11 protein-coding genes are annotated in these 11,959 nt (G+C 41.5%); 4 read left to right on the forward strand and 7 right to left on the reverse strand.

Going from position 1 to position 11,959, the window contains the following annotated elements:
* Positions 1–89: 89 nt before the first annotated feature.
* Both OSC7112_RS04400 and OSC7112_RS04405 read left to right on the forward strand, forming a co-directional pair.
* The gene (locus tag OSC7112_RS04400; RefSeq protein ID WP_015174770.1) at positions 90–1,397 is read left to right on the forward strand and encodes a glutathionylspermidine synthase family protein; all 1,308 of its coding nucleotides are present in this window, start codon (positions 90–92) and stop codon (positions 1,395–1,397) included.
* 18 nt (positions 1,398–1,415) lie between these two features.
* Entirely contained in the window at positions 1,416–2,141 is a 726-nt protein-coding gene (locus OSC7112_RS04405; protein ID WP_015174771.1) for a hypothetical protein, read from the forward strand.
* A gap of 160 nt (positions 2,142–2,301) precedes the next feature.
* Here OSC7112_RS04405 and OSC7112_RS04410 read toward each other — a convergent pair whose 3' ends face one another.
* Positions 2,302–3,051 (reverse strand): amino acid ABC transporter ATP-binding protein, encoded by a 750-nt coding sequence (locus tag OSC7112_RS04410; protein WP_015174772.1) that lies wholly within the window; start codon positions 3,049–3,051, stop codon positions 2,302–2,304.
* A complete protein-coding gene (locus OSC7112_RS04415; RefSeq protein ID WP_015174773.1) occupies positions 3,017–4,477 on the reverse strand; it encodes an ABC transporter substrate-binding protein/permease in 1,461 nt (486 codons plus the stop codon). The genes OSC7112_RS04410 and OSC7112_RS04415 overlap by 35 nt, the downstream gene beginning before the upstream one ends.
* A 256-nt stretch (positions 4,478–4,733) precedes the next feature.
* On the opposite strand from OSC7112_RS04415, the gene OSC7112_RS04420 reads away from it, so the two are divergent.
* Positions 4,734–5,093 carry a helix-turn-helix domain-containing protein gene (locus tag OSC7112_RS04420; protein ID WP_041622917.1) on the forward strand — a complete coding sequence of 120 codons (360 nt, stop codon included), beginning with the start codon at positions 4,734–4,736 and terminating at the stop codon, positions 5,091–5,093.
* A 52-nt stretch (positions 5,094–5,145) separates the two neighbouring features.
* Positions 5,146–5,679, forward strand: a complete 534-nt coding sequence (locus OSC7112_RS04425; protein WP_015179736.1) for a transposase — start codon at positions 5,146–5,148, stop codon at positions 5,677–5,679.
* A gap of 241 nt (positions 5,680–5,920) precedes the next feature.
* On the opposite strand, the gene OSC7112_RS39330 is transcribed toward OSC7112_RS04425, so the two are convergent.
* From OSC7112_RS39330 to OSC7112_RS04445, 5 genes are read right to left on the reverse strand one after another with little or no spacing between them, the layout of a single operon-like run.
* On the reverse strand, positions 5,921–6,070 hold the full coding sequence (locus OSC7112_RS39330) for a hypothetical protein (protein ID WP_015174774.1): 150 nt from the start codon (positions 6,068–6,070) through the stop codon (positions 5,921–5,923).
* Between the two features lie 40 nt (positions 6,071–6,110).
* Positions 6,111–8,201 (reverse strand): TIGR03986 family type III CRISPR-associated RAMP protein, encoded by a 2,091-nt coding sequence (locus tag OSC7112_RS04430; RefSeq protein WP_015174775.1) that lies wholly within the window; start codon positions 8,199–8,201, stop codon positions 6,111–6,113.
* On the reverse strand, positions 8,198–8,785 hold the full coding sequence (gene csx19 / locus OSC7112_RS04435) for a type III-D CRISPR-associated protein Csx19 (protein ID WP_015174776.1): 588 nt from the start codon (positions 8,783–8,785) through the stop codon (positions 8,198–8,200). The genes OSC7112_RS04430 and csx19 overlap by 4 nt, the downstream gene beginning before the upstream one ends.
* A 2-nt stretch (positions 8,786–8,787) precedes the next feature.
* A complete protein-coding gene (locus tag OSC7112_RS04440) occupies positions 8,788–10,323 on the reverse strand; it encodes an RAMP superfamily CRISPR-associated protein (RefSeq protein WP_015174777.1) in 1,536 nt (511 codons plus the stop codon).
* Positions 10,320–11,951: an RAMP superfamily CRISPR-associated protein gene (locus OSC7112_RS04445; RefSeq protein ID WP_015174778.1), complete on the reverse strand. Its 1,632-nt coding sequence runs from the start codon at positions 11,949–11,951 to the stop codon at positions 10,320–10,322. The genes OSC7112_RS04440 and OSC7112_RS04445 overlap by 4 nt, the downstream gene beginning before the upstream one ends.
* Positions 11,952–11,959: the final 8 nt, after the last annotated feature.

Here is an 11,959-nt window from a genome sequence, read left to right on the forward strand (position 1 = left end):
GCGATTCATCCCACCACTATTTTTCTCTAGTTCTTTTCTCTGTTTTTGTAGATCATTGAGTTCCACACCACTAGCAAGGCGCTTCAACCATGTATCCCTTTTTGTTTCAGCGACGGCGCAACTGGCAGCAGCACGTATTAGATAACGCCTACCAATGTCAGCCTCTTGCAGACATCAACCAACGCTACTGGGCAGAAGCCTTAGACCGTCCATTTGGGGTGATGTTTTCGCGCCAGGAAGAGGCGAGGCTCTGGGATGCTACTGAGGCTCTTTGGGATATGTGTCGGGAGTTTTTGGACTGGTTTTTCACCGCCGACGGCCTAGAAAATCGGATGAATAAACTCGCTATTCCCCCTGCTTTCTGGGAAGCTATTCAGGTTTCGTGGGATCGGGTTGACGAAGCAGAAGATATGTCTCTTTATACCCGTTTCGATCTTGCCGTCACGGAAGATGGAAAAATTAGCCTTCTAGAAATCAACGGCGAAACTCCTCTCTTGGGTGCAGAAACAGTCTATCAATGGCTGTGGTTAGATGACATGAAAAAAACCAGCCGAGATTTGCGATCGCTTCCCAACGATGCCAATCAGTTCAACAACTTTTGGGACGAAGTTGCGGGTCGATTCCGCACTCTAAGTCGTCATTATGATTTAAAGCAGTTCGGGCTGAGCTTGTTAATTGACGAGCATCTGTCAGAAGATACCGAGATGGCAGGACAACTGGTCGAAATTATTAATCAAGAATTGGGAAACGATCGCTTTTTCACCCAACTTGTAGGATTGCGTAACCATCTAGGCGTGGATGAAGAAGGATTTTTTGTCGATCAATTCAATAATCGGATCTTGCGGCTGTGGAAAATCGTCGATTGGCTGGATTTGCAACTCGCCAGCCAATCCTTTAACGCAGATGAAGCCCTAGCATCGCGCCTGATAGCAGGGGATGTGAAAATCATTGAACCGCTGTGGAAACAGATTTTAAGCAATAAAGGATCGATGGTGTGGATGTGGGAATTATTTGGCAACCACCCAGTGTACGCTCAATTCTTGCTACCCACTTTCTTCACAGATACTATCTCGATCGAATCCACAGCATTACTGACCCAAATGCACGTCAAAAAGCCCCTCGTCGGTCTAGAAGGTGTTGGGGTTTCTATTGAAACAGGCGATTTTGTTGCTGGAGCCGTTCATACCCGCGAGGCGATGGGCTACGATCGCGAAGGATTCATTATTCAGTCCTATCAACCCTTGCCCGAATATTTTGGCTACCACTTCGTCGTAGGTTCCTGGATTGTCGGCGATACTCCATCCGGCATCGTATTGCGCGGAGATACCAATCCGATCACCGGACGACATTGCTTAATTGTTCCGCATATCGTGAGCGATCGTCTGGTGAATACTTAACTTCTAATCAGAAAAACTATGAAATTACAGACTCATGATGTCCGGGGAATTCCGATTCTTAGCAGTGAGTGGAGTGTAGATGAATTTATTGCCGATGAGTTGAAAATTCCCGAAGTCGCGCCTACAATTCAGGCTGGATTTATGGATCTCCTGAGCCGAGATGTGTTCTCTGAGGGAGACAGTCAGCCACTCTACGAGCATCTGCTATCTCGCAGTTCGGAGTTCTCGTTAGAATTCATGAGTGCGATCGAACTTTGGCTGCAAGACGAATTACGGCACTACGTTGCTCTACGTAAGGTCTATCACATGGTATCAGGTTTGTCCCCAGAGGCGATCGACCAAAAAAACCAGAGTCGGGTGCATGAACTCGAACCGATCTCGTTTCTGATTGAGAACGAATTCACCATTCTAGTTGGTTTAATGTTTGACGAAATGGGTTCCGTGTGGTCTTATCACCGGGATATTAAGGAATTCTACCAACACTATGGGAAGGGCTTTGCTCGCGTAGGACATTTGGTCACGCAGGATGAGGGGCGGCATTTTAGGAATGCTGCGACTCTCATCCAACATCGCCATCCCGACAAAATCGATCGGATCGAACCCTTATTAGAAAAGATTAGCGAGATGGAAGCCAATCTTGCTTATTATCCCAAGACTTTCTTTCTCGATCACGCTCAGGAAAGACACCGCTTTCCGAAAGATTTTAATACCCAGGTGATTCAAAGAATTCTCTCCTTTTTCTAACATAATTACCAAGTTAATCATCGGAGCAACATTATTATACTTGCCGCAGCGATCGAGCATCTCCAACCTGACGCAGCCTACCGCAACTGTCTCTTTCTCCTCTAACTCTCTCTGTGTCCTCTGTGTCCTCTGCGGTTAAAAACTCTCATTATTATATGAATTAAAGCATTTTTTCCAGAAATTGCTTGGCGCGATCGCACTGAGGGTTGCTAAAAAACTCCTGCGGCGGCACATCTTCCGCCACCTTTCCCCCATCCAAAAACAAAATCCGGTGGGCGACTTCCCGCGCAAAACCCATTTCGTGAGTTACAATTGCCATTGTAATTCCCGTTTTCGTCAAAGCTTTCATCACATCTAACACTTCTTTAACCATTTCTGGATCGAGTGCAGAAGTCGGTTCGTCCATCAACAAAATTTCCGGTTCCATAGCCAAACAGCGGGCGATCGCCACTCGCTGTTTTTGTCCCCCCGAAAGCTTAGAAGGATAAACATCCGCCTTATCTGACAAACCCACTTTTTCCAACAATTCCAATCCCTTTTGACGCGCTTCATCCGATTCAACCTGCTTCACCTTTACAGGTGCATACGTCACATTTTGCAGCACAGTCATGTGCGGGAACAAGTGGAAATGCTGAAAAACCATCCCCACTTTCTGGCGAATTTTCAGAATATCTGCCTTCGGCGCAGTAATATCCACTCCGTCAATGTATATGTGTCCAGAAGTCGGAATTTCCAGTAAATTCAAACACCGCAAAAAAGTAGACTTACCGCATCCCGAAGGGCCGATAATGGCAATCACTTCTCCTTTGTGAATCTCAGTAGTTATCTCGCGCAAAACCTTCAGATTGCCAAAAGATTTATACAGGCGATCGACCTTAACTGCTAGTTTGGAGTCTGCGTTCGAGTACATTGGCCCCCCAAGTTAAACTAAGCACCATCAAATAATAAATTACACCGACAAATATCAAAGGTTCAAAGTAAATATACTTTTCTGCTCCCACAATTGTACCGCGCCGCAGCAAATCTTCTACACCAATTACTGAAACTAAAGCTGAATCCTTGAGCAAAGCAATACTTTCATTCACCAATGCAGGCAAGATGTTTTTCAACGCTTGCGGCAAGATAATATCGCCCATCATCAGTTTGTAGGGAACGCCAAGGGATTCTGCGGCTTCTTTTTGACCTTTATCTACGGCTTGAATTCCCGCGCGGATAGTTTCGGAAATATAAGCCCCAGAATTGAGGAAAAAAGTAATCACGCCAGCTTGCAGCGCCGATATATTGTAGCCCGTAAGCTGGGGCGTTGCAAAATAAACTAAAGTCAACTGCAAAATTAGCGGCGTTCCTCGAAAAATTGAGGTATAAGCAGTGGCAAACCAGAACAGCGGTTTAATGCTAGAAATCTTAAACAGAGACAGCACGATTCCCCAGATAAATCCCAGAAATGCCGACAGCAAGGTAAAAGTTAGCGTTACCCAAATTCCGGACAAAATATAAGGCAAACTCGGCAATATTTTGCCAAAATCTAACCCGAACTTGGAGGCTACCGCAGGCTGATTTGCTTGAGCAGGTTCTTGCGGAATTGGTCGAGAAAACCACTTAGTAGCTAGTTCCTTAATTTGACCGCTGGCTTTCATTTGCTGGAGGACTCGGTTGAATTCTGGAACTAATCTCGAACCTTTCGGAAAGGCGATCGCCGAACCGCTTTCTTCAGTATTCGGAATTGTGTTAAATTCCAAGTCCGGGTTCGCTGCTGCATAACCCGTAGCGACAGTATCCTCGATCACTCCTGCCGCGATGCGGTTCGATTTAATTTCTTGAATAATATCAGGAATCCTATTGAGAGCAGCCAGTTGCACACCGGGCATTTTTTTCACAGCTTCCTGCTGAATGCTTCCGAGTTGAACGCCTACTTTTTTCCCGGCTAAATCTTCAGCTTTGGTCAAATTGCTGCCTTTATTGGCGACAATTGTATTTTGAGCTTCGTAGTAAAGGTCAGAAAAATCAACATTTTTTTTCCTTTCTGCTGTGGGAGTCATTCCAGCCATGACAAAATCGGCTCTTCCCGCCTGCAAAGCGGGAATTAAGCCGTTAAAATCCATGCCAACTACTTTCAGCTCGTAGCCCAATTCTTTAGTAATATATTTGGCAATATCGATGTCAAAACCGATAATTTCGTTGCCGCTAACAGCCGTATCTTTAAATTCATAGGGCGGGTAGTCTGGGGAAGTCGCCAGTGTTAAAGTCTTGTTGGCTTGGGCGTAGCTGGCGATCGCAATTAAACAAAAGGCGATCGCGATCGCCGCCAGCATTGATTTTAATTTTAAACGTTTCATATCGAACATTGTCCTAAAAAATCCCCTCGCCCAGAAAATATACCACAAATCGGAATCAAGTCACCTTTGTAAAGGGAGATATACTGCTGGACGCACGGGTTTCCAGAAACCGGGTTTGATGGACAAACAAACTGCATAATTAGCCTTTAACCAGGGTAAAAAACCCGGTTATAAAGGTATTAATGCGCCCAGGGCTAAAGATACAGCAGATTCCATGTATATGTGGTACACTCTATTTAGTACATCAGCAGAAAAAATGAAAGCTTATTCGATCGAGTTTCGTAAAAAAATAGTTAAAGCCTATGAACAAGGTGATACATCAGTCAGGAAAGTAGCCCAACGTTTTGATGTGAGTAAAGCGTTTGTTCAAAAAATCTTAAAACAAAAACAAACGACTGGTCACGTTCAACCCAAAAAACAGGGTGGAAGCCTTAAAAGTGTGTTAAACTCGCGCCGGACTGAATTGACCCAGATGGTAGAAAAATATCCGGATAGCACGTTGTCAGAATATTGTGAATATTGGCTTATGAACTACAAGGAAGCTGTCAGTCCTAGCATGATGTGTCGTGAATTACAAAAAGAAAATTTAACGCGAAAAAAAGACCATACGCAGTAGTCAGTCTGCCACTGAAAGAGTACAAATTCTGAGGTGTGAATATTGGGAAAAAGTGAAAAATATTGACCCTGACAACCTCGTTTTTTTGGATGAAATGGGCGTTTTATTGGGGTTAACACGAACCCATGCACGTTCAATATGTGGTAGTAGAGTCTACGATTTAAAACCATTCTATCGCGGAGCCAAAGTCACAGTTGTCGGAGCAATTAGCTTAAAAAAAGTAGTAGGATTGATGACCCTCAATGGCTCAATGGATGGCAGAGCTTTTGAAGTCTTTATTGAACATTTTTTAGTGCCAAACTTATGGGAGGGTGCAGTAGTTGTTATGGATAATCTACCCGCTCACAAGTTGGGGACTATTGGATCATTGATACAAGCCGCTGGTGCTAGTTTACTGAACTTATCCCCCTATTCTCCCGACTTCAATCCTATAGAATTATGGTGGTCGCAACTCAAATCTTTTTTACGTCAGTTTTCACCAACAACTACCAAGATGGTTGACATTTTACTGGCTACGGCCGTTGATTTGGTCAATCCTAAGCACTTTAAAAACTGGTTTACAAGCTGCTGCTACTGTACTTCATAAAGCTGGAATCTGCTGTAGATAATTAGGCTACTAAGTTATATTTAAAAAATGTCCTAAATGCACACTTTTTAACATTTTAGAAAGTAAAGCTTGTCCGCACAACTCCCACCCATGTTGTACCGTTGTCCAAGTTGCGATCGTTATTTGTAATCATCGAGCATATTCCATTTGTGGGACACGGTATTCAGTAGCTCGGGGCATAAAATGAAAGTTTATGCGATCGAGTTTCGTGAAAAAATAGTCAAACCATCTCAACAAGGTTATACATAAAATTAGGAAAGTAGCCCAACATTTTGGCGTAAGTAAAGCCTGTGTCCAAAAAATTGGAAGTGCGATCGCTATTATGGTAAAGCGAATTAATCCACATATTTGACTCTTTTAATACTCCCATTTTTCTTGAAATTAGTAATCTTTATTTACAATATTTTAATTCATTTTGGTCGTTGCCAAGCCGCAGAATTGCCACCTCCTGAAGATGGTGAAGAGCCTGGATAGTTCTTTTTTTTGTCATCTTTCATCACTTGAGAGGGAGTTGGTAAAACAGGACGATTTTTATATTCGTTAGCCTTACCATTTTTTCCTAAATTGCCAATACAAGGTTGTTGCTTACGCTCAATTTCCATATATCTGCTTGAATTTTCTACAACACCAGTCCAACACATTATTGTCAAAAGGCTTTTGATGCGTGGCACATCCTTTAAAGACTTATATTGTGCCTCAGTATGTTTGAGAACATAATCCTCAAACTTCTGTAAACAATATTTTTTGATTTCCTTAGTATCAACTTGAAAATTATCACCTGTTTCCCAGCCACACTCTTGGAACAAATGAGTATAACGATGGTGACGGATACTTAATGAAAGTTGGGATATAATCTGGATTGCTCCCATTCCCAGAGGTTTGCCCATGCCTAGGGATAAGCGATAATTTTTATCAGCAGCCAGCTCTAGCACCCATAACAAAGCACCTAATTCTACTTTGCTTAAATTCTCAAAACAGATAGTGAATTCAAAAGATACATCTTTTTTGATTGGTTTTATATCTGTGTATTGAGAGCGTTTTTCTTCAATTTTATTTGTGTTACTTTCTTCAATCTGACTTTGTTCAACACTTCCCTTATGCCAATAAAGCTTGTGACCTCGAATGACTGTTTCGTTATTCGGCTGATTTTCATAGTGCTTTAGTTCACTTTCAATAGCACTATTCTGCACCAAATATTGCTGAAATGTAGTAGGGTTTGGACTAGCTAATATCTTAGGTGTCATTGACTGGGTAATATCACCTTTAAGCCAAATGTCCTCAGCACTAGATTTTTGACACTTAGCATCACTAATAAATACTCGTCCAGCTTGTGTCTGGTTTTCTTTTTGTTTGGTATCCCTAACAAACCCAAAGATAGCCTCCGTTATATCAAGAGTTGGAGAATTGTACGGATAATCGGGAAGAAACTTATAGTTAGGTGCGGGAATAAACTTTTTAATTGATTCCTTGTAAGGTAAGCGAAACATCATTGTATGTCCGAAAAATACAAGCTTGCCTTCCTCTATTAGATAGAAAACAGGGTGCATATGTTTTAAAACACCATCTTTACCTAGTAAATTTTTCTGCTCTTTAGTTAGCTGCTCTTGATAATCCTGAATCATTGAGTCTGGATGATCGGGAATTGAGATTAGTGTGGCTTTATCATCTGGTAAACCAATTACACACTCCATTTTTTTCTTTCCTGGCATTCCACCTGTTTCTACCAAGACCCCTTGAGAGCGAGAGCTAGATCCAGATGGTGGAATGGCTTTAGCATAGTACAGTTCAATAAATCCTCCTTTATGAGAATGCCAGGTCATTGGCTTAACATCAACAGTTACCCTACGAGCGTGTTTGATGTCATGCCAAGGATGTTTCACTAAATTTTTAATTTGTGATATGTCTATTTTGGCAAAAGATGCTCCTTCAACAAGATTCTTTGCTGGTTGAATTGCCCAGCCAGAACCTTGTTGAGTTTTAATCAAATAACCAGCTTGCATTAGAAAAGAATAGTGGTGTTCTCCCTCTTCTTGGAGTAGGCGATCGCGGTAAAATTCACCTAAAGATGTAGTGTCAGCAAACGCTCGATAAATTAACTGTTTATCAGCAACTTTGTCAATTTTGCTATAGCTGATAATTTCTACTAGGGTTCGTAACATACCGCGCAGACTGCTACCTGGTATAGTTGGATATTTATTAGCAGGATTCTCGAAAAAGTGAGCCAATATTTTACGCTTTTGATTTGTTTCCTCACCTATTAAATCTTCATCTAATTTACCGCCAAACTTAGCAAATTCAGTGGAGGACATACCACAGCGAATGTACAACGGTGATGAAGTAGTCAAGGTACATTTGATTTTGCCAGTATGACGGTTGTCATGGTAGCAGTTATGTGTTGGTATTGGCTCTGCTGGGACTATTTCTTCAGGGAGTTCGACAAAGTTATAAGGTGCAACAGCACGGCGATTATCTGGTACATTCTCTAAATGTTTTAGATTCATGATTTAATCTCCTGTTTAGTAGTTAGATCCACAAGACGGCTGAGATATATACGAGCTAAACCCGTTTCTTCCTCATATTTGATGTAGTGGTGTACGAGCAAACGCACTGGTTTAACTAAGCGATCGCCATTCAACTCGATATCAGCAAATGGTACAGCGTGTTTAAGTCCCTGAGAGCCATCCCAAAGTAGGGTAAAATTATTTCGCTTGATGCCATTTGTTCCCCAAAGAATCTGACTTTCGGGAATTTTATATTCATTTGGATTCCCGATGAAACGCCATTTAAACTTTGTCTCGCTAATCCGCCAAAGTAGAATTTCGCCATTTAGACCAAAGAGCCGACATTGTTGCAGTGTTAGTAAACGCAATTCAGGTAAATCAACTTTAAAATCAGGCTTGTGAAATATCTTTTCAGCAGTTGTTAACTTTTCATTGTCAAACCTTCCCCAAATTATCCCATCTTCAGCATGAGCCAATAGGTAAGGTGTTTGTGCGGATACAGATGGTGCTTGAGATTTTAACCAACTGCGTAAGTCATCATCATCTTTAAAACTTATTATTGGCAGCTCTCTATCTTCACTCATATTTACACCTCCTTACCTAATTCTTTTAACAAAGCCTTGACAAATTGTTCTAAGTCATATTTAACTAAAGTTTCTGACTGGCTTGAATGCAATATATTCTCAATTTGCAAATTCCCATTACTTTCTGTAATCTGCCATTGTTTCGGATTTTGTGGATGATGTCGGATTAAGTCTCCCTGGATTCCTTTCAAATGTCCTCGTCCGATGCTGCTTTCACCCCCCACAGGTAAATCACTCGTCCACAAATCTTTCAGTAAGAGTAACAACAATCCAATTTCATAATCTTTTGGATTCCGTAACTCTAGCTCGATATAAACACGGGTTTCATCACCACCAAATATAGGTTTTTCGTCGAATAATGCGCCGTGATAAGCACCTCCTGTAAAACGATCGATCGCAATTCTATTTTGTACTAATTCAGTTGCCTTTTCAATGACTTTCTCGTGAACGACTAAACGACTTGATTTGGCTTCCTTCCCTTCAACAAAACCAAATAAATCTTTCACCAGTGTTGAGTTACCGCCCAATGTGTTAACAATACGCTCGGCTCGATGGCGCAATACTCCAGCTAAACTCGTACCGGATAATACTGGTAATGAGTCTGATTTATCTGGTCGATGAGATTTCAAGTGTACAACATCGGGAGCGCGTCCAGTTGAGTCTTGGCCGGAACGGATGAGGAGAGAACCAACTAATTGGAATTGAGCGTGGATGAGGAATCGATCGCGCTTATTTTCCTTATTCTCTAATGATAGTCCCAGAGCTGTAGCAATTGATGAATAAGTTTCGCGATCGGGTAATAAACCTGTATGCCAATGTTCAAAATTTAACCACACTGTGCGATCGTTCTCATCTTCCAAATTAAAGTTCCAAACCTGCCACTCTTTTACATGACAGCGACCAAAACCGCGCCGCTTTTTCATGCCGAGACAAATTTCGCCACTTTTTGAATCATTTTCACATTCAGAGACATTTGGATCTTTTTTAGGTTCTAATCCTTGGAGTGCGATCGCTAATGCTTTGAATATCTTTGCTTCATCTACTTTCTCTTCTATTAACAACTCAAAACTTAAAGGAAACTCTGTCCCAGCTTGCAACAACTCCAAGTCATACTTAGCTTTATCCTCTGCGGTGCGAGTGATACTATTTATTTTTACTCCATCTCTGACTTCAACCTTGATGGCTTGATTGCTAATCGCATCATCAATAATTAAAGGACTTTGATTACCGTCATCATCGCTCCGCATTCCTCCGAATAAGAGAGGTGCTAAATCCTCTGCTTGTTCGCTAGCTAAGTATCCGCGTTCGCATTCGCGCAAATAGTTCCGCAAAGCACCAGCAATCGATGCACCCGTTAACAGGGCGCGATCGCTGATACTATCTCTAAGTAATGGTAAATCAGTTGGACTTTCAGCATCCCCGCTTCCCAGACAAGTAGGAGTATCTAAAATTAAAGTCCCGCGGACAATAATGCGTTTAATAATATAACGCTGTTTCCGTGTCAATTCATTTTCCCTTAAAGAGATTTCCTCAGTCATCTATCGCGCTCCTTTTTGGCTTTTTTAGCAACTGCCATAATTAAACGCAGTGTATACTCTTTAACCAGATCTGAATCAGGTTCAACTTTGCGAGTAACTCCAGCAATATTAACTTCTAATTCATGGGAATTGTTCAGCCATGAGCTAGATTTCATTGGGTCTATTAACCAATCTTTAATCTGCTGTTCGAGAGATTTCTTGCCCGAAACTTTTGTATTTCTATACTGTTCGCTGGCATTTGAAGTCAAGCTACTCAATAACTCTATAATTGGCAGAAAGCTGGGAGGATTGGTCAATCCTTTTCGAGCAACAATTTCTAGGCGAGAAAGTTGGCTGTTGGTAATTTTGCCTTGTATCTTAATATCGCTGACTTTATCTACAAGAAACTGCTCTAGCTTTTGGCGTAAAATATTTTCAGCCATTTGTCCAGCTAAGTCCTGATATTTTTCGTCTAATTGAATATTGTTTTTAATTGGCTCAGGAGGTCTAGCACAAAAATCTCGATATTCTCCCAACCAATTAACACAAACTCTACCAAAACCGTCTATGCAGCGATCGCCAATCCCTTCTGTTTCTAAAGTCTTAATTTGTTCGGTGGTTAGTTGTGCATCAAACACAAAAACACTTCCTGCTGATAAAACTGGTACTTGAGGTAAAGGCAAACCCCATTTTTGATTAAATCCACCAACAACAGTGCTACTGATAAAGACATGGGTTGCTTCAGGTAACTGCACTGGTAACTTATCTTCAATCGCTTGCTTGACCAAACAGGGCTCGACTGAGAATTGTCCGCAGCCATCGCGGAGAATTGTGTCGCTAAGAAGGGTGATTTTTAGTTTTCGACGATTAACTCGTTGTTCGGGGCTAATATCTACTTCATGCCAATCCTCAATATTTTGACACTTAACTGCATGAATTTTTGCGTGTCCGTAGCCAGCACTTCGAGAGCCACCCAACCATATATCTGTTGGTTTTAGTAGATAATGAATAGTTTTTGCCTCATCATTTTCACACAATATAACGGCTTGAAAAGTTTGTTTAACTTCTAAAGCTTCATAACGGAAAATTGCACCTTCTCCCTCTTGAATAACTCGATCTGTCACTGGATCGCGTTTTGTTGGTGACGAACGTCCTTTAGTGCGATCGCGCAAGTTGTGAATATTAATCCGTCGCTTCTCTCTATATAAAACAACTTGTCTTTCGTTAACAGTGCAAAATCTTTCACTTAAGCTTTTCAGAGACATCTGTTGTTCGGGTACATATTGACTCAAATCCCGAACATTTAAATTTGTTGTTTCTTTTGGTGTAGGCAATTCCTCATCCTTGTCTCGATACCAAGCAAGAGGAATGGGTAAAGTTCGTTTTTGTTGTCTGTTACAGAATAGGTAAGCGTTTAAGTAACGGGTATTGCCATCAAAAAATAAACATTTCACCTGTCTATCGAGATTCGCATCCGATAAAATATCTTCACCTAATTCTGCGGGATGCTTGAGGTAACGACCTATCAAAGCACCTCGGATCGCGCTCCCAGGAATATAAGAATAAGACACATGACTGTTCGGATCTTTCTGAAATGAAGTGACTAAAACTGGCTGCTGCGTTTCTAAAATAAAAGTAATCGCTTTCATCGATCTAC

This window comes from Oscillatoria nigro-viridis PCC 7112, from assembly GCF_000317475.1.
GTDB lineage: Bacteria > Cyanobacteriota > Cyanobacteriia > Cyanobacteriales > Microcoleaceae > Microcoleus > Microcoleus nigroviridis.